The sequence below is a fragment of the Micromonospora sp. NPDC047740 genome (assembly GCF_043204735.1).
In the GTDB taxonomy this organism is placed as follows: domain Bacteria; phylum Actinomycetota; class Actinomycetes; order Mycobacteriales; family Micromonosporaceae; genus Micromonospora.
This window is the reverse complement of the sequence record NZ_JBIDCT010000001.1, coordinates 191174-215392: the sequence shown is the minus strand read 5'-3', so window position 1 is coordinate 215392 and position 24219 is coordinate 191174. Positions and strand designations below refer to the sequence as shown.

The following is a 24219-nucleotide window of genomic DNA, read 5'->3' as shown; positions in this document are numbered from 1 at the left end:
CCGGGGGCGGCATCCGCCGACTCGAGGAGGTCACCCGGTGTCCACCGATGCCATCGTCCGGCTGAAAGAGGACCACAAGGAGATGCGCCGCCTGTTCAAGGCGTTCCAGGACGCCGAGGAGGGGCCGGCGAGCGAACGGCAGCAGCTGGTCCGGCAGATCATCGAGGCGCTGACCGTGCACACCTACCTGGAGAACGAGGTGATGTACCCGGAGGTCCGCAAGCTGGTGCCCGACGTCGAGGACGACATCCTCGAGTCGTACGAGGAGCACCACGTGGCGGACGTGCTCTGCTTCGAGCTCTTCTCCATGGATGCCGAGGACGAGCGGTACACCGCCAAGACGACGGTGCTGATCGAGAACGTCCTGCACCACGTCCAGGAGGAAGAGGAAGAGTGGTTCCCGAAGGTGCGCGCGGCGCTCGGGCGGAACCAGCTGCAGGAGATCGGCGCGCGCATGATCGAACTGCGCCCGAAGGCGCCGAAGACCCCCACCGCCCCGAAGGCGCTCAAGAAGTCACTGGACGCGGTGACGGCCTGAGCGACCCCCGACGCCACGCGGGACCGGTGGGCCGGGTCCCGCGTCATGATCGCCCCGCCCGCGACGAAGGGCAGCCAGCGTCCAGCCCCACCCCGGCCCGCCAGGGTGAACGCCGATCTCGGCTGCCGGCCGGTGCTGGCCGGCACGAACTGCCCGAGCGGCCGGAGGTGGACCGGGCCGGCCCGGGCGGACCCGGTAGGATCGGCGCGGGCCGTGACTGGCGCGTGGGATGGAGCACCATCGGGGAGCGGTCCCGTCACGAGGACGCACGCCGAGCGCCTGGGCCTTCCGCACGTCATCAGGAGGTCGCATGTCGCTGAACGCCGAATCCACCGCCTTCCGCAGCGCGCTGGAGGTGATCCGCGCCGTCGAGCCGCGGGTGGCGGACGCCATCGGGGCGGAGCTGGCCGACCAGCGCGAGTCGCTCAAGCTCATCGCCAGCGAGAACTACGCCTCCCCCGCCACCCTGCTGGCCATGGGCAACTGGTTCAGCGACAAATACGCCGAGGGCACCGTCGGCCGCCGCTTCTACGCGGGCTGCCAGAACGTGGACACCGTCGAGGCACTCGCCGCCGAGCACGCCCGGGAGCTGTTCGGTGCGGCCCACGCGTACGTGCAGCCGCACTCCGGCATCGACGCCAACCTGGTCGCCTTCTGGGCGATCCTGGCCGACCGCGTGGAGTCCCCGGCCCTGAAGAAGGCCCAGGTACGCCAGGTCAACGAGCTGACCGAGGCGGACTGGTTCGCGCTGCGCCGGGAGCTGGGCAACCAGCGGATGCTCGGCATGTCGCTGGACGCCGGCGGGCACCTGACCCACGGCTTCCGGCCGAACATCTCCGGCAAGATGTTCGACCAGCGCAGCTACGGCACCGACCCGGCCACTGGGCTGGTCGACTACGACAAGGTCGCCGAGGCGGCGCGGGAGTTCAAGCCTCTGATCCTGGTCGCCGGCTACTCGGCGTACCCCCGGAAGGTCAACTTCCGGATCATGCGGGAGATCGCCGACGAGGTCGGCGCCACCTTCATGGTCGACATGGCGCACTTCGCCGGCCTGGTCGCGGGCAAGGTCTTCACCGGCGACTTCGACCCGGTGCCGCACGCGCACATCGTCACCACCACCACCCACAAGTCGCTGCGCGGCCCGCGCGGCGGCATGGTGCTCTGCGGCCCGGAGCTGGCCGACCAGGTCGACCGCGGCTGCCCGATGGTGCTCGGCGGCCCGCTGCCGCACGTGATGGCCGCCAAGGCGGTCGCGCTGGCCGAGGCCCGCCGCCCCGAGTTCGCCGACTACGCGCAGCGCATCGTCGCCAACGCCCAGGCGCTCGCCGAGGGGCTGCTGCGCCGGGGCGCGAAGCTGGTCACCGGCGGCACCGACAACCACCTGGTGCTGATCGACGTCTCCGGGTACGGCCTCACCGGCCGGCAGGCCGAGCAGGCGCTGCTGGACTCGGGCATCGTCACCAACCGCAACGCCGTGCCGCAGGACCCGAACGGCGCCTGGTACACCTCGGGCATCCGGATCGGCACCCCGGCGCTGACCACCCGGGGCCTCGGCACCGCCGAGATGGACGCCACCGCCGAGCTGATCCACACCGTGCTCACCCAGACCACCCCGGGTGCGAACCCGGACGGCACCCCGTCCAAGGCAAAGTACGTGCTCGACGCGGCCCTGGCGGACAAGGTGAGCAAGCAGGCCAGCGAACTGCTCGCCCCCTTCCCCCTCTACCCCGCCATCAACCTCGCCTGACCGACCGCCCCCGCTCCCGACGCCCCGCCCGGCCTCCGGCCGCGCGGGGCGTCGGCACATCCGGCTGGACCACCCGTTGATCATGAGGTTAGCGGCAGCGGAAAACGCTCTCTCCGCTGCGAACCTCATGATCAACGGGGCGGGTCCGTGGGGCGGGTGGGCCGGTGGGCAGGGCTCGGTCAGCGGAGGGGGCGCTTGAGGTGGTAGCGGTGCACCTCGGTGCTGCCCTGGACGTTGTTCACGTCCTCGGCGGCGGAGACCAGCTCCCAGCCTTCCCGGCCGACCCGGTTGAGGTGCCCGATGGCGGTGTCCCCGTACGCCGTCACGTCGGTGCGCGACCCGTCCGGCGCGTACCAGACGAACGTGACGTGGAAATTCCGGCCCTGCCCCTGATAGCGACGGACCAGCAACGCGTACTCCCAGGCAACCATCCGTCCATTATCTACGGTCACTTCCAGCACCGGACGCACGGGGGGTGGCGGACCGGCGACCCTGTGCTGTCAAGCCGGGGCGGCCAGCGCGGCCAGTTCGTCGGTGACCAGGGCGGCGAGCCGGTCCAGGCCCAGGTCGATCTGGTCCGGGGTGACCGCGCTCACCGACAGCCGCAGCGCGTTCACCGTCGCTCCGTCGTCGTAGAAGTGGGCCATCGGGGTCCAGAGCACGCCGTACTCGCGGGCCGAGCGGTGCAGCAGCGCATCGTCCACGCCGAAGGGCACGGTCACCACCACGAAGAAGCCGCCGGCCGGCACGTTCCAGCGCACCGGGCCGCCGGAGGGGAAGCGGCGGGCCAGCCCGTCGACCAGGTGCCGCAGGTTGCGGGCGTACGCGGCCCGCTCCCGCGCGTTCGCCGCGACCAATGAGCAGTCGTGGGCCAGCAGCGCCCCGCCGATCACCGCCTGGGCGATCGGCGAGGTGTTCACGGTGATCATGCTCTTGATCTTGGCGAGCTGGTCGGCGAGCGGGCCGACGGTCCCGTCGGAGCCGGCGACGCGCTGGTCGGCGACCACGTACCCGACCCGGGCGCCGGGCAGCACGGTCTTGGCGAACGAGCCGAGGTAGACCACCCGGCGCCGGCCGTCCAGGGCCTTGAGCGTCGGCCGCCGCTCGGTGCCCCCGGCCGGGAAGAGGCCGTACGGGTTGTCCTCGATGAGCAGCAACTCCTCGTCGACGGCGAGGTCGAGCAGCCGCCGCCGCTGCGCTACGTCCATGCTGACCCCGGACGGATTGGCGAAGTCGGGCATCACGTAGCAGGCGCGCGGGCGCAGCCCCTCGGCCCGGGCCCGGCGCAGTTGCGCGCGCAGGTCGGCCAGGTCGATTCCGTCCGGGCCGCCGGCGACCGGGCGCACCGGCAGGTCGACCAGGCGGGCCGCACCGGTCAGCCCGACGTACGTGGGGGCGACGGCGAGCAGCATGTCCTCCGGTCCGGCCCGCAGCGCCCGCAGCACCAGGAACATCGCCTCCTGGCAACCGACCGTCACCACGATCGTCTCCGGGTCGACGGTGATCTGCTCGTCGACGGCCAGGTTACGGGCGATCAGGTGGTGCACGATGCCCTTGGTCCGGCCGTACTGGAGCAGGGTGCGGTCGACCTGGGCGGGGCTCAGCCCGAGGTCGTCGGCGAGGTGCCGGCGGAAGGTGTCCAGGTGCCGGTGCAGCACGGCGGAGTCGAAGAACTCCTCGTAGGGCCGACCGGCGGCGAGCGAGACCGCGTCCGGGTAGTGCTGCGCCACCTCGTTGAGGAAGTTCATCGAGTTCAGCGCGGGGTCGTCGACACTGCGGTGCAGGGCCGCGACGGTCAGGTCCACCGGCTCCACGTCAACCTCCGGTCAGGGTGCGCAGGTGCCGGGCCGCCGCCGGGTCGGCACAGCCGGTCAGGGTGAGCGCGTCGCGCAGCTCGGCGGCGAGCAGCGCCAGCGCGGCCTCGGCGCCGGCCCGGCCGCCGGTCGCCAGGGCCCAGAGCAGCGGTCGGCCGACCAGCACGCCGGCCGCGCCGAGGGCGAGGGCGCGCAGCACGTCGGTGCCGCTGCGCACGCCGCTGTCCAGCAGCACGGCGCAGCGGTCCGCCACCGCCGCGACCACCTCGGGCAGCACGGTCGCGGTGGCGGGGGCGCCGTCGAACTGCCGCCCGCCGTGGTTGGAGACCACCACGGCGTCGGCACCGGCCTCGGCGGCGCGGACCGCGTCGCGCGGGTCCAGGACACCCTTCACCAGCAACGGCAGCCGGGTACGCTCCCGCAGCCAGGCCAGGTCGGCCCAGCTCAGCGCCGGGGCGAAGACCGCGCCGGTGTGCACCGCGACGGCGGACACCCCGGGGGTGCCCTGGTGGGCCAGGTCGTCGCGGCCACCGGGCAGGTTCGCCGCGGTGACCTGCGGCGGCAGGGCGAAGCCGTTGCGGACGTCGCGCAGCCGCCGGCCGAGCACCGGCACGTCGACGGTGACCATCAGGGCGGCGCAGCCGGCGGCGTGGGCCCGGTCCAGCAGGTCGGCCACCAGGCCCCGGTCACGCAGCCAGTAGAGCTGGAACCAGACGCTGCCACCGGCCGCGGTGATCTCCTCGATCGGCGTGCTGCCGAGAGTGCTCGCCACGTACGGCACGCCGGCGGTCCGGGCGGCGGCGGCCAGGCCGAGCTCCCCGTCCGGGTGCAGCAGCCTCTGGTACGCCATCGGCGCGACCGCCACCGGCAGGGCGTAGGTGCCGCCGGGCAGCGCCGCCTCGGTGCGCGGGCGGTCCACCCCGGTCAGCACCCGGGGCAGCACCGCCACCCGGTCCAGGGCGGCCCGGTTGGCGGCGAGGGTCGTCTCGGCGCCGCTGCCGCCGGCCACGAAGTCCCACACGTCGCCGGGCAGCACGGCCCGGGCCAGCTCGGCGAAGCCGGCCAGGCTGGCCGGCGGGACGAACCCGGCAGCGGTCGAGGCGCCGGCGGCCGGTCCAGCCGGGGCGACCGGGTCCGCGGCGGCCGGTCCGGCCGGGGCGGTCGCGTCCGGGGCGGCCGGCCCGCCGCCGGACGGGGCTGCCGGCGCGGATCCGTCCGGCCCGGCCGGCGCCGGCTGGCATCCGAGCACCAGCTCGTCGGTCGGCTCAGCCACGGTCCGACCCACCCGCAATCGACCCGGCCGCCGACGCGACCCCCAGCCGGAAGCGGTCCCGCAGGAAGGCGGCCGCCTGCTCCTGCGCCCGGCGACCCGCGTCGAACACGCCGGGCATGGCGAAGAATCCGTGGATCATGCCGGCGTAACGGGTCAGGTCGGTGGGCACGCCGGCGTCCCGCAGCCGCCCGGCGTACCGCTCCCCCTCGTCGCACAGCGGGTCGTGTTCCGCGGTGATCACCAACGCCGGCGGCAGGCCGGACAGGTCCTCGGCGAGCAGCGGCGAGGCGAGCGGGTGGGCCGCGTCGGCCGGGTCGGCCAGGTAGTGCCGCCGGTACCAGTCGACCGAGTGCCGGTTGAACAGCAGCGCGTCCTCGTCGCCGGCCGGCCCGGCACCGGGCCGCTGGTCGGTGTTCGGGTAGACCAGCAGCTGGGCGGCGAGCCGGGGGCCGCCGTCCGCGCGGGCCAGCAGGGTGACCGCGGCGGCGAGGTTGCCGCCGGCGCTGTCCCCGCCCACCGCGAGCCGGTCCGGGTCGACCCGGTACTCGTCGGCGTGCCCGGCCAGCCGGCGCAGCGCCGCGTAGCAGTCCTCCACCGCGGCCGGGAAGCGGTGCTCGGGGGCCAGCCGGTAGCCGACGGTCACCGTCTGGCAGGGCGTGGCGTTGGCCAGCCGGCGGCAGATCCCGTCGGCGGTGTCCACGCTGCCGAGCGTCCAGCCACCGCCGAAGAAGTAGACCAGCGTGGGCAGCGGGCCGTCGCCGGCCGGCCGGTGGATGCGCACCGGGAGCGGCCCGTCCGGGCCGGGGAGGTGCGTGTCGCGTACCTCGTGGACCGGCTCGACCGCGCCGGCGCCGGCGCGGATCGCGGCGAGGTCGGCCGCGCGGGCCTCGGCCAGGCTCTGCGTGTAGAGCGGTGCGGTGCCGGCGGCCGCCCGTTCGGCCCGGTACGCGACCACCTGCGGATCGAGCGCCATCACGTCCTCCTAGTTGCCGGTGGTGACGAAGAGCTTGTCGATGCCGCGCAGGAACAGGCTGCCGCTGTACGTGAAGGGCTGGGTGATCGTCAGGCGGGGGAAGCGGGCGAAGAGCCGAGGCAGGGCGAGCCGCCCCTCCAGCCGGGACACCGCCGAGCCGAGGCAGAAGTGCAGTCCCACCCCGAAGGCGAGCGACGGCGGGCCGGCGCGGTGCGGGTCGAAGCGGTCCGGGTCGGGGAAACGGGACGGGTCGCGGTTGGCCGCAGCGATCAGCAGCAGCACGTTCTCGTCCCGTTCGACCGGTACGCCGCCCAGCTCGGTGTCGCGCGGCGCGGAGCGGGCCAGGAAGTGCACCGGGCTCTCCATCCGCAGGACCTCGTCCACGCAGCCCCGGGCCAGCGCGTCGTCGCCGGGCAGCGCGGCGACCACGTCGGGGTGGCCCAGCAGCAGCGGCAGGCCGTTGCTGAACATGTAGACGGTGGTGACGAAGCTGGCGTTGAACAGCACGATCAGGTTGCTGATCAGCTCTTCCTCGGTCAGCTCGACGCCGCCCGCGTCCAGCACCTCGACCAGCCCGCTGATCAGGTCCTCGCCGGGCTGCCGACGCCGGTGGGCGATCAGGTCCCGGTAGTACGCGCGCAGTTCGTCGGCGGCCTGGTTGGCCCGGGCCAGCCGTTCCGGGGTCTTGCCGGCGACGTCCATGTACTCGTCGATCCAGTCGACCCGCTGCCGGTACCAGGCCAGGTCGGCCTCGGGCAGGCCGATGAACTCGGCCATCACCAGCGCCGGGACCGGGTACGCGAAGTCGGCGACGAAGTCGACCTCGCCCCCGTCGGCGCCAGCCTCGGCCAGCCGGTCCAGCCGCTCCTCGACGACCCGGACGATCACCGGCTCCAGCGCGCCCAGCCGGCGCGGGGTGAACGTCTTCGCGAAGACGGCCCGCATCCGGGTGTGGTCCGGCGGGTTGATGAACATCATCGAGGTGAGGAAGGTACGCAGGATCTCCTGCTCCTGCCAGCCCGGCGGGCTGCCCTTGTACCACTCGGGGTCGCGCAGCACCTGGTCGACCAGGTCGTACCCACCGGCGACGGCGGTGACGGTGCTGTGCTCGGCGCGGGTCGGGATGGCGCTGATCGGCCCGTGCTCGTGCAGGGCCGCGTACCACGGATAGGGGTCCTGCCGGCCCGGCTCGCTGTACAGGCCGGTCAGGATCTCGTCGACATCCATCGTTCCTCCCCAGGATCGGCGGCGAGGGCGGCGTGCTGTCCACGCCGCCCCGCCGGTGTCACAGCCCGAGCAGCCGCAGCGGTACGGCCTCCGCCATCGCCTGGGCCCCGGTGTCGTTCGGGTGGATGTGGTCCCCGGCGTCGTACGCCGGCAGCAGCCGCGCGGGGTGCTCCGGGTCGCGCAGCACCGCGTCGAAGTCGAGCACCCCGTCGAACTCGGTCGCGCCCGTGCCGCGCAGCCAGCTGTTCACCGCCTGCCGGGTGGTCTCCTTCTCCGGCGTCCACACCCCGGGGCCGCCGTTGCCCTCGTACGGGGTGATGGTGCCGACCAGGCTGGTCAGGCCGCGGGCCTGGGCCTGCCGGTTGATCTGCCGCAGCGAGGCGATGATGCGCTCCGCGCTGTCGCCGTTCATCCAGATGTCGTTGATGCCCAGGTGGGTGATCAGGGTCCGCACCCCGGTCTGCGGGAAGACGTCCTCGTTGAGCCGGGCCAGCGCGTTGGGGCCGAGCTCGTAGTAGCCGGGGAAGCCGCCCGCGCCGGGCTCGGTGCCCTCGTGGTTGAGCCGGTTGCCGGACAGGCTCAGGTTCAGCACGCCCGGGGTGCGTACCTCGGGGCGGGCGTCGATGAGCCGCTTGGCGAGCAGGTCCGGCCAGCGCCGGTCGGTGTTGGCCGTGCTGCCGTTGCCGTCGCCGATGGAGTCGCCGAGCACGACCACCGCGCCGGGGCTGAGCCGGCGTTCCACGTCGATGCCGGACAGGAACATCCAGCAGCAGTTGGGCCGGATGGTGAAGCCGGTGCCGGCGGCCGCGGTGGTGAGGTCGCCGGCGCCGATGAAGTTGGTGACCCGGGACTGCCCGTGGAAGGTGACCGGGCCGGTGAGCACCGGGAAGTAGAGGGTGACGACCAGGTCCTCCTGCTCCGTCACCGGGAAGGCCAGGGGGTCGCTGAGCAGCTCGGCGCCCTTGTGGATGGTGGCCGACGCGGCGCCGTCGAAGGTCAGCGGGTGGACGCTGGCCGGGTCGATGTCGGACAGGTCGTCGGGGGTGGTGGTGTCGGGCCGGGCGACGGTGGCATGCCCGACCTGCACGGCCTGCTCGCCGTAGAGGTTGGTCAGCCGGACCCGGAGCCGGTCACCGCCGACGGAGGTCTGCAGGGTCATCCGGATGCTCTGGTTGTTCAGGCCGGTGTTGGTCAGGCCGACGGTGTTGCCGCGGGTCACCGCGGCGGCCCAGCTGCCCGCCCACTCGGTACGCCCCGGCAGGGCGCCGTCGTTGTCGGCGGGGCCGGCGCTGGCGGTGACGGCCGGGGTGCCGGCGATCAGCATCGTTGCGGCGAAAGCTATGACGTGCCATCTCTTCGGGGTCGGCATTGATCCTCCATCGTTGGCAGCCCCGGGCGTGGCACGAGTCGGCGACACGGCCCGGGCGATGGACCGGAAACTAGCTGTCGATGATGACGAGCGTCAATCAACCTGATCGACATGATCGAATGTCCGCCGGGTGCCGGCCGACGCCGTTCGGCTCTGTCCTGTCCCGACCCGGCGTGCCTAGGCTCGAACCCGGCGGCGGTGCGGTCGCCGACCCTGTCACCTGGGGGCGCTGCGATGACTGATCAGCCGAACTACGTGCACGAGGCACTGGAGCTGTTCGCCCGGTTCGGCGACCGGGAGGCGCTCGTCGGCGGAGATCGCCGGCTGACCTATGCCGAGGTCGCCGCCGAGGTGCGGGGCCTGGCCGGCGCGCTGCTGCGGCACGGCGTACGCCCCGGCGACGCGGTGCTGGTGATGCTCGGCAACCCGGTGGAGGGGCCGCTGCTGCAACTGGCGCTGCACCTGCTCGGCTGCCGGAGCATGTGGATCGCCCCGGTGACCTCGCGGCGGGAGGTCGACGAGTTCGTCGCGCTGGCCCGCCCCGACGCCTTCATCCACGACCCCCGCGACCCGGTCGGCGCGGAGATCGCCGCCGGGCTGGCCGGCGTACCGGTGCTCTGCCTCGGGCCGGACGGCGCCGGGCCGGACCTCACCGCGGGCGGCGAGCCGGTGGAACTGCCCGCCAAGGTGCCCGCGCCGGAGTCGTTCCTGCAGACCAGCGGCACCACCGGCACGCCGAAGCTGGTGCACCACCGGGAGAGCTTCTACCGGCAGGTCCTCGCCCTGGCCGCCGACTTCCGGGCGGCCGGCTTCCCGCTGCTGCGGCACCTGTCGCACTCGCCGATGTGGCTGGCCAGCGGCCAGATCACCACGCTGTTCAACCTGTTCACCGGCGGGGTGCTGTTCCTGCGCGAGCGGTGGGACCCGGAGGCGTTCATCCGGACCGTGGACGCCGAGCGGCTCACCTCCACCTTCGTCACCCCGCCGATGCTCTACGAGGTGCTCGACCATCCGGCGCTGGACGGCGCCGACTTCTCCGCCATGTTCATGTTCAACGTGGGCGCCGGGCCCGCCGCGCCGGCCCGGCTGCGCCAGGCGATCGCGCGCTTCGGCCCGTGCCTGCGCATCGTGTACGGGCTGAGCGAGGCCGTGGTGATCTGTGCCCTGCCCGGGCTGACCGACGACCCGGAACACCCGGAGCGGCTGCGCTCCTGCGGCCGGCCGTACGGGGACGTGGCGGTGGAGATCCGGGACCCCGACGGCCGGGTGCTGCCGCCCGGCGAAGACGGCGAGGTGTGGGTACGCACCAAGCTCAGTTTCGCCGGCTACCACGGCCAGCCCGAACTGACCGCCGAGACGCTGGTCGACGGCTGGGTACGGACCCGCGACATCGGCCACCTCGACACCGACGGCTACCTCTACCTGGTCGACCGGCTCCAGGACCGGATCCTCACCCGGCAGCGAAGCTGGCCGATCTACTCCCGCCCGATCGAGGACGTGCTCGCCGCCCACCCCGAGGTACGCGCCGCCGCCGTCATCGGCGTACCGGACCCGGTGGCCGGTGAGCTGCCGTACGCGTACGTGGTGCCCGCGCCGGGGGCGACGGTGACCGGGGGCGACCTGATCGCGCTGGTCACCCGTGAGCTGAGCGAGACCTGGGCGCCCGGCGCGGTGGAGTTCGTCGACGCGCTGCCGCTGAACCGCTCCGCCAAGGTGGACAAGCGGGCCCTGCGCGCCCGGTACGCCGCCGCCCATCCGACCGACACGGACGCGGTGGGCACGGTGATCGGCAGCCCGGCGTGACCCCGCGTCGGGAGCTGTACACCCTGGTCGGCGCGGATCTGCTGTCCAACCTGGGCACCCGGATCTCGGTGGTGGCCATTCCCTGGCTGGTGCTGGAGACCACCGGCAGCCCGACCCGGATGGGTCTGGTCGCGGCGGCGGAGACCCTGCCGTACATGCTCTCCAGCGCCCTCGCGACCCCGTGGGCGGACCGGTTCGGGGTGCGGCGTACCGCCGTCACGGTCGACGCCGCGAGCGCGGCGGCGATGGCGGTGGTGGCGCTGGCTCCCTGGCTGGGGTTCGGGGCGCTGCTGGCGCTGGTCGCGGTGGCCGGTGGGCTGCGCGGCATCGGCGACCGGGTCAAGCATGTGCTGTTCAAGCCCGCCGCCGAGCGCGCCGGTGTGCCGCTGATCCGGCTCACCTCCGCCTACGACGGCCTGGCCCGGGGCATGACGCTGTTCGGGGCGGTGCTCGGCGGGCTGCTGATCGACTGGGTGGGAGTGACCCGGGCGATCTGGATCGACGCGGCCACCTTCGCGGTCTGCGCGCTGCTCATCGGGGTGCTGGTCCGGCCACCCGCCCCGGCGGAGCCGGCGCCCCGGGAGAGCTACCTGCGGGCGCTGCGCGGCGGCTTCGGCTACCTGCGCACCGACCGGACGCTGCTGACCATGCTGGTGGTGGTCTCGGCGTCGAACATGTTCGCCAACGCCAGCGTCGCGGTGTGGATCCCGCTCTGGGTGGACCGGGTGCTCGGCGACCCGGCCGGCTTCGGCCTGGTGCTCGGCGTGTTCTCGGGCGGGGCGCTGCTGGGCAACCTGCTGTTCACGCTGGCCGGCACGCGGTTGCCCCGCCGGTCGACCTTCGCGCTGGGGCTGGCGCTCAGCGGCGCACCCCGGCTGCTGGCGCTCGCCCTCAGCGACGAACTGGTGGTGGTGCTCACCGTGACGTTCCTGTCCGGGGTGGCGATCGCGGCGGTGAACCCGCTGCTCGGCGCGGCCCTGTACGAGCGGGTGCCGGCGCCGCTGCAGACCCGGGTGCTGGGCATCTCCGGGTCGGTGGCCTTCCTGGGCCTGCCGGTGGGGGCGCTGCTCGGCGGTTGGTCGGTGGCGGCCCTCGAGTTGGCCCCGGCGCTGCTGGTGATGGCGGTGGCCTGTCTGGTGCTGACCGTGGGGCCGCTGCTGCTGACCCGGTCGCGCGCCGACCGCCCGGCGGCGGAGCCGGCGATGTCCACCCCGGCCTGAGCCGGGCCGTGCCACCACCCCGACGTCAGTCCAGGTCCGTGCAGACGTTGTGGGTCGTGCCATGCACCATGGTGAGGGTCTTGAAGTTCGTCGGGGAGAACTCGACGACGAACTGCCCGTCGATGAGCCACGCGCCGCGCGGCAGGTTGCCTCCGTTCTCGCCGAAACCGAACAGCACCGGCCCGGTCACGTACCAGGTCGTCGAGCCGTCCGTGGCGTACTCGACCATCGCCATGCCGCCCGCGTCCAGCAGGGTGCTGACCCCGGTCGCGGTGTTCGTCACCTTGGTCAGCAGCGCGCCCTGGTACAGCTCCCGACGCGGCGAACCGTCCGGGAACTCCGCCAGCACCTTCTTGCGGACCTCGTCCACCACGGCCTCGACGTGGATCGGGAAGTCGCACCGGGCACCGGCAGGCTGGTCGAACGGCTGCTGCGGAGCCGGCACCCAGCCGTGCCCGCCCCCGTTCCCGGCCGCCCCGGCCGGAGTGGTGGACACCGTGGCCACCAGGGCGCCTACGACGAGGGCGGCCCCGAGGTTGAACATCCGACGCATGATCACTCCATTCTTGACGCACGATCAGGACCCAGGCTCGCCGACGCCGCTCACCAGATCCTCACCACGCGGTCCGTCACCCGCGCGCCGTGATCGAACTCCGGGTGCGCGCACCCGCTCGTTGGAGACGACAACCTGAGGCGGGTGCCAGGCGGTCAACCTGACATGGAGTTCCGACTGCTCGGCCCGTTCGAGGCCTACCAGGACGGCGAACCGGTCGCGCTCAGCAACCGGCGGCAGGAGCGCTGCCTCCTCGCCCTCCTGCTGCTCGACCCGGGCCGCCTGGTGCGCACCGACCGGCTCATCGACCTGCTCTGGAACGGCCAGCCGCCGGCCTCGGCCCGGGGCGTCGTGCACACGTACGTCGGGCGGCTCCGCGCCGCCCTCGTGCCGTACCGGGTCACGATCGGCAGCCGACGCGACGGCTACCTGGTGGAGGCCGACGGGTATCAGATCGACATCAACGAGTTCAGCCGCCTCAGCTACCGGGCCAGCGACGCCACCGACCCGGCCGAGCGGCTGTCCCTGCTCGATCGGGCGCTGGCCCTCTGGCGCGGCCCGCTGCTCGCCGACACCGCCGACGACGAGCTGCGCGAGCGGCTGCACGGGCCGCTGGAGGAGCTCCGCCTCACCGGTGTCGAACTGCGGGCCGAGGCCCAGCTCGCGCTCGGCCAGCACGCCCGGGTGGCCGCCGAGCTGGCCCCGCTGGTCGCCCGGCACCCGACCCGGGAACAGCTCGTCGGCACCCTGATGACCGCGCTGTACCAGGGTGGCCGGCAGGCCGAGGCGCTGACCCTCTACCAGACCACCTGGCACGCCCTGGTGGAGAACCTCGGCGTCGATCCCGGGACGAGGCTGCGCGAGGTGCACCGGCGGATCCTCCGCGCGGACCACCGGCTCGACCGCCCGGGCCGCCGAATGTACGAGGTACGGGTACGCGGTGAGAGCCTGCCATGGAGCGTCGGCGGGCACCCGGCGCTCGAATTCTGCAACACCTTCGCCGGCTGGCAGCACCCGGCGCCACTGCCCGGCGCCGAGTGGCTGCGCGGCTACCGCACCCTGGCGGTGTGGGCCGGTCACGTCGGGCTGGTCGACGACGTCGCGGTGGCCCGGCTCATCGAACTGGCCCGGCGGGATCCCCGCGACGCCGCCGCCGTGCTCGACGAGGCTCGGACGTTGCGCGCCCGGTTGTACGCCTGCCTGACCACCCCGGACGATTACCGCGCCTTCGACGCGGTGGCCCGCCACGCCGAGGCGGCCGCCCAGGTGCAGGTGTTCCGACGCGGGGTGGACGGCCGCGGCCGATGGTGGCCGGACCTGCGGGCCGGGCTGCGGCTTCCGGTGCACGCGGTCGCCTGGAGCGCTGCGGAACTCCTCGCCGACCCACGCCGGCTCACCATCCGGACCTGCCCCGATCCGGCGTGCGGCTGGCTGTTCCTCGACGACAGCGGGCTGCGCCGGTGGTGCAGCCTCGGCACGTGCGGCCGGTCGGGCGCGGGCGCCCTGTGTCACATCGCTTGAGCCACTAGAGTCGGCCCATGGCGACCTGGGATGACGTACGCCGGATCGCGCTCGCCCTGCCGGAGACCACCGAGCGGGGCAGCCACGACGACCTGCCCGCCTGGCGGGTCCGGGACAAGTCCTTCGTCTGGGAACGGCCGCTGCGCCGCGCCGACCTCGACGCCCTGGGCGACGCCGCCCCCGACGGCCCGATCCTCGGCGTCCGGGTGCCCGACCTGGGCGCCAAGGAGGCGCTGCTGGCCGATGATCCCACCGTCTACTTCACCACACCGCACTTCGACGGTTATCCGGCCGTGCTGGTCCGCCTGGACCGGATCGACGTCGCGGAGCTGACCGAGCTGATCACCGAGGCGTGGTACGCCCGCGCCCCGAAACGGCTCGCCGCCGCCCACCGGGCGGAGTCCCGGTGAGCGCTGCCCCGCGTTCCGGCTCGCCGGAACGTACCCGGCGGGGGCACGCGCGGGTGGACGGGATCGTCTTCGACATGGACGGCACCCTGATCGAGTCGCACGCGGTGGTGCCGGCGGCGTACCGGGCCGCCATCGTGGACGGCGGCGGGCCGGCGCTGTCCGACGCCGAGATCATCGCGGGGTATTCGCTCGGTCCGCCGGCCGCGCTGCTGACGCATCTGATCGGGCGGCCGGCCACCGACGCGGACCTCGCCGCCTACCACGCTCACCTGGCCACGCTCGCCGGGCAGGTCACCGTCTATCCCGGCGTCGCGGACGTGCTCGCCGACGTCGCCGGCCGGGTGCCGGTCGGTCTCTTCACCGGGGCCAGCCACCGGGCCGCCGAGATCCTGCTCGACCGGGCCGGCCTGCGCGGCCACTTCCGGGTGGTCCTCGGCGGGGACGAGGTCGCGCGGCCCAAGCCGCACCCGGACGGCGTCGAGCTGGCCTGCCGGCTGCTGGGGCTCGATCCCCACCGTGCCGCGTACGTCGGTGACTCGCCGCTCGACCTGCGGGCCGCCCGGAGCAGCGGCGCGCTGGCCGTGGCGGCCGGCTGGGGCCACCAGTACGACGCCGCGGAGCCGGCGGACCTGGCCGCCGGCCGGCCGGAGGAGCTGCTGTCGCTGCTCGGCTGACCTGGTCAGCCCGGCCGGCGCAGCGCGACGTCGACCGCCTTTTCCGGGGTGTCGACGTGCCGCGGGCCGGGCAGCGGAGCACCGGCCGGGTCGAGGATCTGCCAGCCGCCGAGCACGGCCAGCGGGACACCGCGCCGCATCGCCAGCGCCACCTCGCTGAGGGTGCCCCACGAGCCGCCGACGGCGATCACCGCGTCGGCGCTCCACACCAGGATCGCGTTGCGGGCCTGTCCCATGTTGGTCACCACCGCCGCCGACACGTCGGCCTCACCCGGGTCGGTGCCGTCGTCGGGGCGTACCCCGACCACCAGGCCGCCGCGGGACCGGGCGCCGGCGGCGACGGCGGCCATCACCCCGCCTCCCCCGCCGCAGAGCACGACGGCCCCGTGCTGCGCGAGCAGCTCCCCCACCCGCCGCGCCCACGCCTCCTCGCCCGGCGACGCCTTCGCCGGCCCGCACACCGCCACCTGCACCCGCATCCCTCCATTGCGGCGGTTGGTCATGGGGTCAGCGGCGCGACACGCCGGGTGAAGGGCCGCCAACCTCATGATCGACGCATCGAGGGCGGGTGGGTTAGCGTGCGGGGGTGGGATCGACGTTGACCGAAGCGACGGATCCGTGGTGCCTCCGCTCGGGCGAGGCGGCCGAGCTGCTGCGGGGGCATCCGTGGCGGCGGTTCGTGGTGCTGGGCGACAGTGTCGCCGAGGGGCTGTGCGAGCCGGTCGACGGCTACTCCGACCTGCAGTGGGCCGACCGGATCGCCGCCGAGCTGCGCGCGGTCCAGCCCGGACTGGCCTACCGCAACCTGGGGCGGCGTGGGCTGCGCGCGCACGAGGTGCGGGCGGCCCAGCTGGCGTCGGCGCTGGCGTTCGGCCCGGACCTGGCGCTGGTGGTGTGCGGCGGCAACGACGCCTTCCGGCCCGGGTACGACCCGGACGCGGTCGACGCCGAACTGTCCGTGATGATCACCGCCCTCCAGGACGCCGGGGCGAGTGTGATCACGGTCGGCATGTTCGACGTCTCGCACAGCCCCGCCGTCCCCGAGGCGCTGCGAGCGGGTCTGCGGGAGCGGATGCGGCAACTGTCGACCCACACCGGTCGGCTGGCCGAGCGGCTCGGCACCCTGCACGTGCACCTCACCGACCACCCGGCCGTCGCCGACCCGTCGCTGTACAGCGGCGACGGCCGGCACGGCAGCGCCCGCAGCGACGCCATCGCCACCGCCGAGACCCTCCGCGTGCTGGCCGCCCACCTGACCACGTCGCCACGCCACGTGTCCGAGGGGACACAGATCGAACCCCGGTGATGGCACAATCCCGGGATGCCGCCACTGTTCACGACGACCCGCGGAGCAGCGTCCACCAGCGACGACGGGCTGTTCGACGCGGTCGAAGCGGTCCTTCCCTCCCTGGGGTCAGCTGACCCGGTCGTGCCGGACAACGACGCCGGCGCGCTCGGCTGGGGGCTCGCCTGGCGGATGCAGGCGTACCTGCTCATGGCGGAGGCCACCGGCGACCCCGGCTACCTTGATCGCCTGGTACGCATGGCGGACGCGGTCATCGCGGCTCGGGACCACCTGCGGGGCGTGCGGGACCACCGCGGCCAGAGCCTGCCGGTGTGGAGTTCCGCCAGCAAGTTCACCGTGGCCACCGCCGTGGTCCCGGACCTGACCGGCGCGCCGGCCCTGCACGTGCACCACCTCCCACCGCACGGGTTGAAGGCGACCGTCCAGGTCACCCCGGTCGCGGACGGCCGGTTCGCGCTCACGGTCACCCCGGGCGGCGACCGGCCGCCGATCGTGCTGGCCGAGCTCAGCCTCGATCCCACCGACCCGCGCCGCGCCGACCGGTTGGCCTACGCGCAGCACAGTGCCGCCGCGCCGGTGACCGTGGACCTGCTCGCCGGGCCGCCGGGTGCCGGGGCGGCGGCGACCGGTGCGCCCGACCCACGCCGGGTCCGGCCGGGCAGCTACCCGTGCCGGCCGGCGCGGGTGGTCCTGGCGGCGCAGACCGGGATGATCACCTATCCGCTCGCCGGTCTCGCCCGGCTCGCCCGTGAACAGCCCGACCTGGTGCCGGCCGCCGTCACGGCGCGTACCGACGACTATCTCGCCGTGGCGCACGAGGCGCTCGCCGTGCACGACCACCAGTGGCGGGTCTCCGCCGACGGGGAGGGCTACTACGCCTGGTTGCCGGACGAGCCCGTCGGGTTCGCCGGTGCCGAACTGCCCACCAACGAGTTCCTCGCCGTCGGGCGGGCGCTGATCCAGCTGGCCGCCGCGACCGGCGACCGCGACTACGTCGACCGGGCGGCCGCCATGGCCCGCACCCTGCGCCGGCAGTTCGCGGTCCGGGGCGGCGGCTTCGTCTGGCCGTACTGGCCCTCGTTCGGCCGGGTCTACGGCGGCTGGGCGAAGACCGGCGATCCGGTCCGCGACGGCTCCCGCTACCGTCCGCTGTTCCATGCCGTGCCGAAGGCCGAGGACGTCACCCACGCGCTGCTCGACATCGACTTCGCCGTGCTGTACCGCCTGACGCCCGGGCTGCCCGAGGTCTTCACGGAGGCCGACATGCGGGCCCTGGCGCGTACCTTCACCCACCACGTCAGCACGCGCCGCCTCGGTCTGCGGCCGACCGTACGACGCGACGTCAGCGGCGCCGGTCGACCCGGCACCGCCCGCCACGAGGCGCACGTCGCCGGCTGGTTGCCACTACGTCGCTGGGACCCCACGGTCGCGAAGGCGGTGTCCGCCGTCCACCGCAGCCGCCGCCCGGTGCCCTCGATGGCCGTCGATGCCTACTGCGCCGCCCTCCTCACCCGCTGGCGCCACCCCTGACCCCGTGTTGATCAAGAAGCTCGCGTCGAGAGCCAGGCTCCGGACGACGCAAACCTCTTGATCAACGCAGGTGGGCGGGTGGGGAGCGGGCTCAGTCGGTGAGGAGGATGCCGGTCAGGAGGACGCCGCGGGCCAGGTTGAGCACCGGCTCGCAGCCGGGGTAGCCGACCCGGGCCAGGGCGCCGGAGCCGGTCCGGCCGAACAGGTACGGGGCAAGGCTGTAGGGCACCTCGGCGCTGACCGTCTCCCCGGTCTCGACCTGCACGAAGTCCATCGCCACCCGGTCGGCCTCGTGGTAGCGCTGCAGGATGTTGCCGCCCGCGTCGATCGCGGCGCGAACGCCGTCCTCCCAGGCCACCGCGCTCATCTCCCGGCCGATCAGCACCCCGTGCCCGGCCGAGCCGCCGGCCGGCTTCGCCACCAGGTCGGCCTGCTCGGCCAGCGCGCGGTCCAACTGGTCGGCCGTGAGCGCCACGGTGTGCGGGACGTACCGGCGGATCAGCGCCTGGTCGGCCGCCGACAGCAACGCCAGGTCGGCCCAGAGCCAGGCGTAGTTCAGCTTGTTGCTGAGCAGCCAGGCGGCGGTGCTGACGAACATCGGCAGGGTACCCGCCGCGAGGGCCCCGGCGACCGCGTCCAGGCCGCCGCTGGGGGTGACCCGGTTCGGCACGAACAGCCGGAACAGCGCGTCCACCGGGCCACCGCCGACCACCAGTCGCCGCTCCCCGTCCAGGGTGGCGGTGGCGACCGGGGCGATGACCAGGTCGATGCCGAACCGCTCGGCCTGGTCGGCGAGCGGGGAGAGGATCCGGATGAACGTCTCCGGGTCGTCCAGCCCCGGGTACTCGGCGTCGAAGTCCATCAGCAGCGCCACCCGGGCCCCCTCGGCCAGCCCGAGGGTGTCCCGGATCGCCACGAACCGCTGGTCCAGCAGGGACGGCGCCGGGCGGGCCGGCAGCCCGTCGAGCAGGCCGTGCTGGCGGTAGAGGTCGGCGTACCGGTAGATCACGGTGTCCGCGTCGAAGCCGCCGCCGAGGCTGCTGTCGATGTTGTACTCCACGATGCACGGCACCCCGCCGGAGAGCAGCACGTCCGGCCGGTACGCGGCGAGCAGCCCCTCGTGCAGCGGCTCGTCCTCGTCGAGCAGCTTGGTCTCCCCCGCCGGCACGTCGAGTAGCCGGCGCAGCTCGCCGGCGGTGCGGGCGCGCCGCTGGCACGCCTCCAGGATGAGCTGGGCGATCCGGTCGCAGACCTCGTTCAGCTCGCGGAACGCGTCGGCGGTGAGCACCGGTGGCCGGGCCAGCCGCCACTGCTTGTTGTACGTCGCCCGGCCGTGGTAGATCCGCTCCCATTCGGCGGCGCCGGCGGCCACCATCGCCCTGCGGGTCGACTCGGGAAGGTCGGTCCACGCCTGCTCGGCGGGCGGCCACGGGTAGTTCGGGTCCATCGGTCAACCGTCCTTCACGGTGAGTTGGATGGCGGCGGTGAGCTGGTCGCGGCCGGGCTGCACGGCCCGGTCCAGGGCGGGCGCGAAGGGCAGCACGGCGCCGTCCGGGCGGGTGACCCGGCGCGGCGGCGCGAGCAGCCGGACCCGTTCGACCACAGCGGCGATGATCTCGCCGGCGATGCCGCAGGACCGGTTGGAGTCGTCCACCACCACGAGGCGCCCGGTACGGGACACCGACTCGACCAGCCCGTCCCAGTCGAACGGGTACAGCGTCCGGGGGTCGAAGACCTCCACCGACACCTGGCCGGCGAGGTCGCCGGCGACGGCCAGCGCGTCGTGCACCAGGTGCCCGACCGCGACCACGGTGACGTCGGTGCCGACCCGGCGGACCACGCCCCGGCCGAGCGGCACCGGGGCCGGGTCGGCCACGTCGGCCCGGAGGTCCATCGCCCCGGCGGGGGCGAACACCACCACCGGGTCGTCGCAGCGGATCGCCGACACCAGCAGCCCGTACGCGTCGGCCGGGGTGGCCGGCACCACGGTGGTCACCCCGACGTGGGCGAAGAGACTGTACGGGTGGTCGGAGTGCTGCCCGGCCCAGCCGGTCCGGGAGCCGGAACCGGGCACCAGGTAGGTGACCGGCACGGCGCACTGCCCACCGGTCATCAGCGGGAACTTGTGGGCGTGGTTGACGATCTGCTCGAAGACCAGGAAGAGCAGCGACGGGATCTGGAACTCGAGCACCGGCCGCAGCCCGGCCAGCGCGGCGCCGGTGGCGAAGCTGGTGAACGCCTGCTCGGACAGCGGGGTGTCGACGACCCGCTCCGGCCCGAACCGCTTGAGCAGCCCGGAGGTGACGTTCGCGGCGGCCACCCGGATGTCCTCGCCGAGCAGGAAGACCGACTCGTCGCGGGTCATCTCGTCGGCGAGCGCGCGGGTGAGCGCCCTGCGGTAGGACAGCCGGGGCATCAGCCACCTCCGGTCCGGGCGGTCAGCCCGCTGGCGTACAGGTGCTCCAACGCCCCGGCCGGGTCCGGGGTCGGGCTGGCCAGGGCGTACTCGACGGCCGCCGCCAGGGTCGCCTCGACCTCGGCGTCGACGGCGTCCCGAACCGACCGTGGCAGCCGCGCGCCCTGGATCGCGACCGGGTCGCGGGCGCGGCCCCGGGCCACCTCGGCTGGCGGGCGGTAGTCGAGGCGGACCACGTGCTCGAAGGTGTGGTGGGCGTCGAACCGGTAGGTGTGCGCCTCGACCAGTTCCGGGCCGCCGCCGGCGCGCATCCGGGTGACGGCGGCGGCGGTGGCGTCGCGTACCTCCTCGGGGTCCTGCCCGTCCACGACGGTCGCCGGCATGCCGAACGCCGCCGCGCGGCCGCCGATGGTGCCGGCGACCGCGCCCGCGACGGGCATGGTGGTGGCGTATCCGTTGTTCTCGCAGACGAACAGCACCGGCACCCGCCAGAGCGCGGCCAGGTTGAACGCCTCCAGCAGCATCCCCTCGTTGACCGCGCCGTCGCCGAAGAAGGTCGCCCCCACGATGTCGTCGCCGCGCCGCCGGCGCGCCCACACCGCCCCGGTGAGGATCGCGCCGGCGGCCCCGACGATGGCGTTGGCGCCGAGCACCCCGACGCCGAAGTCGGCGGCGTGCATCGACCCGCCCCGGCCCCGGTTGAGGCCGGTGACCCGGCCGCAGAGCTCGGCGAGCATCCGGGCCGGGTCGGCGCCCTTCGCGAGCACGTGCCCGTGCCCGCGATGGGTGCCGGTCACCAGGTCGTCGTCGCGCAGCGCGGCGCAGACCCCGGCGGCGATCCCCTCCTGCCCGAGGTACGGGTGGATGCCGCCGACGATCTCCCCGGCGCGGACCAGTTCGATGGCCAGCTCCTCGAAGCGGCGGATCAGCCGTACCGTCCGGTAGAGTCCGACCGGGTTGTGGGTCACGCCGGGCGCTCCTCCTTGATCGCGGCGAGGATGTCGTCCCAGAGCTTGGCCCGGGCGGCGAGCGCGGCGTTGACGGTGTCCGCGCACTGCTGCCACTTGGCGTCGTCGTCGCCGCACAGGTCGGCGAGCATCTGCATGGCCATCGGGGTGTGCTGCTCCCCGTCAACCTCGATGTGCCGCTCCAGGTAGTCGACGAACTTGTTGAGCCGCTGGCTGCGTTCGTTGACGGCGACGACCTGGGTGAACATCTCGGGGATGAGGTCCTCGCGGCCAAACGCGAAGGCCGCCGCCTGGCAGTGCACCGGGGTGCTGTCGATGATCCGCCAGGTGGTGCCGGCGAACGCCGCGGACGGGGCCGGCACCCCGGCCTCGACCAGAGCTTCGGTCACCGGCCGGCCGGCGCGCAGCAGGTCGACCAGCTTTTCCACGGCGGTGGTGTCCGCGCCGGCCTCCGCCATGCCCTGCACGTAGAGCTCGAAGTGGCTGATGTAACCGTCGCCCAGCTCGTCGCTCTCCTCGACCATGACGATGTCGTTGATGAGGCGGCGGCTACCGGTCGGGCCGGTGGGGATCCACGGGACGGTCACGCAGGTGAGCTGGCGCTGCAACGACTTGAGCAGCGACATGAAGTCCCACACCGCGAAGACGTGGTGCTCCATGAACGTGACCAGCGCGTCATGGGTGTCCAGGTTGGCGTAGAGCGGGTGCTTGACCACCACGTCGCGGCGGTCGGTCACCGCCCGCTCCAGCCGCTCGATGCCCGGGTGCGTCCTACCCCAGTCGTACCGTGACATGTTCAGCCTCCCTGCTGGGCGCGGTCGCGCCAGATGACCGGGCAGAATTCGGGGTCCGCGTAGTCCGGTCGGCCGTCGGGGGTGCGGCGGACCAGCACGTCGTGGTTGTATCCGGCGAGCGTGCCGTCGGAGAGCGGATACTCCCGCCAGGCGTTGGCGCCGTCCTGCAGGTGCAGCGAGATCGCCCGGCGGGGCCGGCCGCTGACGTTCGGGCCGCTGCCGTGGTAGATCCGGCAGTGGTGGAAGCTCATGTGCCCCTTGGGGATGACCATGGGGATCTTGCGGATCTCGGCGTGGTTGTGGGCGGCGTTCTCGGCGAGCATCGCCTCGAGCTGGTCGCGGTCCCGGTCGGCGAAGTGCCGGACCACGGTGTCGTCGGCGCCGATCTCCTGCCAGCGGTGCGACCCGTCGACCATGGTGATGGTGCCCATCTCCTCCCCGCAGTCGTGGAAGGGGATGAACGCGGTGAGCATCCGCTCCGACGACAGCGCCGCCCAGTAGTGCTTGTCGAAGTGCCAGGGCACGATGTTGGACGGCTCGCCGGAGATCGGCGGCTTGTAGATCAGCGTGGACTGGAAGACGCGGATCTCCTCGGCCCCGGCCAGCCGGGCGGCCACCGCCCCGATCAACGGCTTGCGCAGGATCCGGCCGATGACGTCGTGCTCGTAGTGCACGTAGTCGTTGTGCCGCTGCACGTCCCCCAACGCCGGCTCCCAGTACGCCAGCTTCGGCGGCCGCACGGGCAGCCGCCGGTCGCGCTCCCCGGCGTAGTAGCGGTCGGTTGCCGCGAGCAGCTCGTCCACCTCGTCGTCGGTGAACAGCTTCTTCGACAGGTACCAGCCGTGTTCGGCGTAGTGGCGCACGTCCTCGTCGGACGGCAGCAGCGCCTGCTCCTCGGCGGTCAGCACCGGATGTGTGGTGGTCATGCCCCAACCCCTCCCGCGGTGGCGGCCGCGGCGGCGGCACTCGCCCCCGCCGCGGCCAGTTCCCGTTCCTTGGCCTCGTAGAGCGCCTTGATGTTGCCGCTGCCGAAGGTGCGCGCCCCGCGCCGCTCGATGAGTTCGAGGAAGAGGGTGCGGCGCACGTGCATCGACTCGGTGAAGATCTGCAGGAGCTGGCCGCCGTGGTCGGAGTCGACCAGGATGCTCAGGTCGCGCAGCCGGTCCAGTGGCGCGTCGACCGGCCCGACGCGCCGCTCCAGGTCGTCGTAGTAGGCGGCGGGGGTGCCGGCGAAGCGGACCCCCCGCTCGGCGAGGGCGCCAACCGCGGTGACGATGTCGTCGGTGCGCAGCCCGAGATGCTGCACCCCCGCGCCGGCGTGCCAGCGCAGGAAGTCCTCGATCTGCCCGGGCCGGCGGCTGGTGTCCGGCTCCAGCAGCACAACCGTGACCCGCTCGGACGGGCTCTGCACCACCTTGGAGTTCATCGCCTGCCCGGCGACCTCGATGTGCTCCTCGAAGATCTGCGCGAAGCCGAACACCCGCTCGTAGTGCGCGACGGTCCCGTCGAGCTGGCCGGGCGGCACGCAGACCGCCAGGTGGTCGATCGCGGCGAGCAGCTTGTCGTCGTCGCCGGCCGGCAGCGACTCGACCGCACCCGGCAGGAACTCCGTGCGGTCGCCGCGCCGCTCGACCAGGCGGTGCACCACGTCGCCGAAGCCGCCCACCTCCGCGGTCACCACCTCGGCGTCCGCGCCGGTGAAGGTCCGCGGCGGGGTCACCCCGGCGGCCCCCCGGCCCACCAGCTCCGCGTACGCCCCGGCGGCGTCGTCGACCTCGAGGGCCACCACCGCGATGCCGTCGCCGTGCCGCTGCACGTACGCCGACGCCGGGTGCTCGGCGGTCAGCCCGGAGGTGAGCAGCATCCGGACGTCGGCCTGCGCCAGCAGCAGCGAGCGCTGGTCGGCCAGCCCGGTCTCCGGGCCGCCCTGGCCGCGCAGCCGGAACCCGACCGCGGTGCCGAAGTAGAAGGCGGCCTGCCGGGCGTCCCCCACGTACAGTTCGATGTGGTCTATTCCGTTGATGTCCATCTGTCAGCCTTTCCCGATGTCCCCCCGTGACTGCCGTCCCGGGCCTGCGCCGCC

The 24219-nt window shown here is 73.7% G+C and carries 23 protein-coding genes and 1 riboswitch; of the genes, 9 read left to right on the top strand and 14 right to left on the bottom strand.

Annotation, left to right across the window (positions count from 1 at the left end):
• Positions 1 to 37 precede the first annotated feature (37 nt).
• On the top strand, positions 38 to 538 hold the full coding sequence (locus ACGF4F_RS01015) for a hemerythrin domain-containing protein (RefSeq protein WP_357435819.1): 501 nt from the start codon (positions 38 to 40) through the stop codon (positions 536 to 538).
• 203 nt (positions 539 to 741) lie between these two features.
• Positions 742 to 830: riboswitch (ZMP/ZTP riboswitch) on the top strand.
• 18 nt (positions 831 to 848) lie between these two features.
• Positions 849 to 2285, top strand: coding sequence for a glycine hydroxymethyltransferase (locus ACGF4F_RS01010; protein ID WP_357435820.1), 1437 nt, complete (start codon positions 849 to 851; stop codon positions 2283 to 2285).
• Between the two features lie 179 nt (positions 2286 to 2464).
• On the opposite strand, the gene ACGF4F_RS01005 is transcribed toward ACGF4F_RS01010, so the two are convergent.
• From ACGF4F_RS01005 to ACGF4F_RS00980, 6 genes are all read right to left on the bottom strand, one after another.
• The gene (locus tag ACGF4F_RS01005) at positions 2465 to 2716 is read right to left on the bottom strand and encodes a hypothetical protein (RefSeq protein ID WP_073836290.1); all 252 of its coding nucleotides are present in this window, start codon (positions 2714 to 2716) and stop codon (positions 2465 to 2467) included.
• 69 nt (positions 2717 to 2785) lie between these two features.
• A complete protein-coding gene (locus ACGF4F_RS01000) occupies positions 2786 to 4099 on the bottom strand; it encodes a PLP-dependent aminotransferase family protein (protein ID WP_357435822.1) in 1314 nt (437 codons plus the stop codon).
• 1 nt (position 4100) lies between these two features.
• Complete coding sequence (locus ACGF4F_RS00995; protein ID WP_357435978.1) at positions 4101 to 5165, bottom strand: alpha-hydroxy acid oxidase; 1065 nt, start codon at positions 5163 to 5165, stop codon at positions 4101 to 4103.
• A 199-nt stretch (positions 5166 to 5364) separates the two neighbouring features.
• On the bottom strand, positions 5365 to 6345 hold the full coding sequence (locus tag ACGF4F_RS00990; RefSeq protein ID WP_357435824.1) for an alpha/beta hydrolase: 981 nt from the start codon (positions 6343 to 6345) through the stop codon (positions 5365 to 5367).
• A gap of 9 nt (positions 6346 to 6354) precedes the next feature.
• Positions 6355 to 7572 carry a cytochrome P450 gene (locus ACGF4F_RS00985; protein ID WP_357435826.1) on the bottom strand — a complete coding sequence of 406 codons (1218 nt, stop codon included), beginning with the start codon at positions 7570 to 7572 and terminating at the stop codon, positions 6355 to 6357.
• Positions 7573 to 7630: 58 nt separating this feature from the next.
• Positions 7631 to 8941 carry an SGNH/GDSL hydrolase family protein gene (locus ACGF4F_RS00980; RefSeq protein WP_393073663.1) on the bottom strand — a complete coding sequence of 437 codons (1311 nt, stop codon included), beginning with the start codon at positions 8939 to 8941 and terminating at the stop codon, positions 7631 to 7633.
• 234 nt (positions 8942 to 9175) lie between these two features.
• On the opposite strand from ACGF4F_RS00980, the gene ACGF4F_RS00975 reads away from it, so the two are divergent.
• Positions 9176 to 10744, top strand: coding sequence for an AMP-binding protein (locus ACGF4F_RS00975; protein WP_357435828.1), 1569 nt, complete (start codon positions 9176 to 9178; stop codon positions 10742 to 10744).
• Positions 10741 to 11964, top strand: coding sequence for an MFS transporter (locus ACGF4F_RS00970; protein ID WP_357435829.1), 1224 nt, complete (start codon positions 10741 to 10743; stop codon positions 11962 to 11964). The genes ACGF4F_RS00975 and ACGF4F_RS00970 overlap by 4 nt, the downstream gene beginning before the upstream one ends.
• 25 nt (positions 11965 to 11989) lie before the next feature.
• On the opposite strand, the gene ACGF4F_RS00965 is transcribed toward ACGF4F_RS00970, so the two are convergent.
• Entirely contained in the window at positions 11990 to 12517 is a 528-nt protein-coding gene (locus ACGF4F_RS00965) for a hypothetical protein (RefSeq protein ID WP_357435830.1), read from the bottom strand.
• 165 nt (positions 12518 to 12682) lie between these two features.
• Here ACGF4F_RS00965 and ACGF4F_RS00960 point away from each other — a divergent pair, with 165 nt between their 5' ends.
• Genes ACGF4F_RS00960 through ACGF4F_RS00950 form a run of 3 tightly spaced genes read left to right on the top strand, consistent with a single transcriptional unit; the run spans position 12683 to position 15122 of the window.
• Positions 12683 to 14038 (top strand): BTAD domain-containing putative transcriptional regulator, encoded by a 1356-nt coding sequence (locus tag ACGF4F_RS00960; protein WP_357435831.1) that lies wholly within the window; start codon positions 12683 to 12685, stop codon positions 14036 to 14038.
• A 17-nt stretch (positions 14039 to 14055) separates the two neighbouring features.
• Positions 14056 to 14448: an MmcQ/YjbR family DNA-binding protein gene (locus tag ACGF4F_RS00955; RefSeq protein ID WP_357435833.1), complete on the top strand. Its 393-nt coding sequence runs from the start codon at positions 14056 to 14058 to the stop codon at positions 14446 to 14448.
• A complete protein-coding gene (locus ACGF4F_RS00950) occupies positions 14445 to 15122 on the top strand; it encodes an HAD family hydrolase (protein WP_357435835.1) in 678 nt (225 codons plus the stop codon). Before ACGF4F_RS00955 ends, ACGF4F_RS00950 begins: the two co-directional genes overlap by 4 nt.
• A 5-nt stretch (positions 15123 to 15127) precedes the next feature.
• Here the strand turns inward: ACGF4F_RS00950 and ACGF4F_RS00945 are convergent, their stop codons facing one another.
• The gene (locus ACGF4F_RS00945; RefSeq protein WP_357435837.1) at positions 15128 to 15601 is read right to left on the bottom strand and encodes a TIGR00725 family protein; all 474 of its coding nucleotides are present in this window, start codon (positions 15599 to 15601) and stop codon (positions 15128 to 15130) included.
• Between the two features lie 107 nt (positions 15602 to 15708).
• On the opposite strand from ACGF4F_RS00945, the gene ACGF4F_RS00940 reads away from it, so the two are divergent.
• The gene (locus ACGF4F_RS00940; RefSeq protein ID WP_357435839.1) at positions 15709 to 16428 is read left to right on the top strand and encodes an SGNH/GDSL hydrolase family protein; all 720 of its coding nucleotides are present in this window, start codon (positions 15709 to 15711) and stop codon (positions 16426 to 16428) included.
• A 15-nt stretch (positions 16429 to 16443) separates the two neighbouring features.
• Positions 16444 to 17958 (top strand): hypothetical protein, encoded by a 1515-nt coding sequence (locus ACGF4F_RS00935; protein WP_393073654.1) that lies wholly within the window; start codon positions 16444 to 16446, stop codon positions 17956 to 17958.
• Between the two features lie 91 nt (positions 17959 to 18049).
• On the opposite strand, the gene ACGF4F_RS00930 is transcribed toward ACGF4F_RS00935, so the two are convergent.
• The 6 genes from ACGF4F_RS00930 to hppD are packed head-to-tail and all read right to left on the bottom strand — an operon-like array spanning position 18050 to position 24165.
• The gene (locus tag ACGF4F_RS00930) at positions 18050 to 19405 is read right to left on the bottom strand and encodes a hypothetical protein (RefSeq protein WP_393073651.1); all 1356 of its coding nucleotides are present in this window, start codon (positions 19403 to 19405) and stop codon (positions 18050 to 18052) included.
• 3 nt (positions 19406 to 19408) lie between these two features.
• Entirely contained in the window at positions 19409 to 20374 is a 966-nt protein-coding gene (locus tag ACGF4F_RS00925) for an alpha-ketoacid dehydrogenase subunit beta (protein WP_393073648.1), read from the bottom strand.
• Positions 20374 to 21342, bottom strand: coding sequence for a thiamine pyrophosphate-dependent dehydrogenase E1 component subunit alpha (locus ACGF4F_RS00920; protein WP_393073645.1), 969 nt, complete (start codon positions 21340 to 21342; stop codon positions 20374 to 20376). Before ACGF4F_RS00920 ends, ACGF4F_RS00925 begins: the two co-directional genes overlap by 1 nt.
• On the bottom strand, positions 21339 to 22136 hold the full coding sequence (locus tag ACGF4F_RS00915) for a DUF3050 domain-containing protein (protein WP_357435852.1): 798 nt from the start codon (positions 22134 to 22136) through the stop codon (positions 21339 to 21341). The genes ACGF4F_RS00920 and ACGF4F_RS00915 overlap by 4 nt, the downstream gene beginning before the upstream one ends.
• 2 nt (positions 22137 to 22138) lie before the next feature.
• Complete coding sequence (locus tag ACGF4F_RS00910; protein WP_393073642.1) at positions 22139 to 23062, bottom strand: phytanoyl-CoA dioxygenase family protein; 924 nt, start codon at positions 23060 to 23062, stop codon at positions 22139 to 22141.
• The gene (hppD, locus tag ACGF4F_RS00905) at positions 23059 to 24165 is read right to left on the bottom strand and encodes a 4-hydroxyphenylpyruvate dioxygenase (protein WP_393073640.1); all 1107 of its coding nucleotides are present in this window, start codon (positions 24163 to 24165) and stop codon (positions 23059 to 23061) included. The genes ACGF4F_RS00910 and hppD overlap by 4 nt, the downstream gene beginning before the upstream one ends.
• Between the last annotated feature and the right edge of the window lie 54 nt (positions 24166 to 24219).

Bases quoted from the DNA above. Each gene is read 5' to 3' on its own strand.
- ACGF4F_RS00960 (WP_357435831.1), top strand. From the start codon at position 12,683: ATGGAGTTCCGACTGCTCGGCCCGTTCGAGGCCTACCAGGACGGCGAA.
- ACGF4F_RS00975 (WP_357435828.1), top strand. From the start codon at position 9,176: ATGACTGATCAGCCGAACTACGTGCACGAGGCACTGGAGCTGTTCGCC.
- ACGF4F_RS00910 (WP_393073642.1), bottom strand. From the start codon at position 23,062: ATGACCACCACACATCCGGTGCTGACCGCCGAGGAGCAGGCGCTGCTG.
- ACGF4F_RS00945 (WP_357435837.1), bottom strand. From the start codon at position 15,601: ATGCGGGTGCAGGTGGCGGTGTGCGGGCCGGCGAAGGCGTCGCCGGGC.
- hppD (WP_393073640.1), bottom strand. From the start codon at position 24,165: ATGGACATCAACGGAATAGACCACATCGAACTGTACGTGGGGGACGCC.
- ACGF4F_RS01005 (WP_073836290.1), bottom strand. From the start codon at position 2,716: ATGGTTGCCTGGGAGTACGCGTTGCTGGTCCGTCGCTATCAGGGGCAG.
- ACGF4F_RS01010 (WP_357435820.1), top strand. From the start codon at position 849: ATGTCGCTGAACGCCGAATCCACCGCCTTCCGCAGCGCGCTGGAGGTG.
- ACGF4F_RS00930 (WP_393073651.1), bottom strand. From the start codon at position 19,405: ATGGACCCGAACTACCCGTGGCCGCCCGCCGAGCAGGCGTGGACCGAC.
- ACGF4F_RS00990 (WP_357435824.1), bottom strand. From the start codon at position 6,345: ATGGCGCTCGATCCGCAGGTGGTCGCGTACCGGGCCGAACGGGCGGCC.
- ACGF4F_RS00925 (WP_393073648.1), bottom strand. From the start codon at position 20,374: ATGCCCCGGCTGTCCTACCGCAGGGCGCTCACCCGCGCGCTCGCCGAC.
- ACGF4F_RS00915 (WP_357435852.1), bottom strand. From the start codon at position 22,136: ATGTCACGGTACGACTGGGGTAGGACGCACCCGGGCATCGAGCGGCTG.
- ACGF4F_RS00955 (WP_357435833.1), top strand. From the start codon at position 14,056: ATGGCGACCTGGGATGACGTACGCCGGATCGCGCTCGCCCTGCCGGAG.
- ACGF4F_RS00985 (WP_357435826.1), bottom strand. From the start codon at position 7,572: ATGGATGTCGACGAGATCCTGACCGGCCTGTACAGCGAGCCGGGCCGG.
- ACGF4F_RS00965 (WP_357435830.1), bottom strand. From the start codon at position 12,517: ATGCGTCGGATGTTCAACCTCGGGGCCGCCCTCGTCGTAGGCGCCCTG.
- ACGF4F_RS00980 (WP_393073663.1), bottom strand. From the start codon at position 8,941: ATGCCGACCCCGAAGAGATGGCACGTCATAGCTTTCGCCGCAACGATG.
- ACGF4F_RS00935 (WP_393073654.1), top strand. From the start codon at position 16,444: ATGCCGCCACTGTTCACGACGACCCGCGGAGCAGCGTCCACCAGCGAC.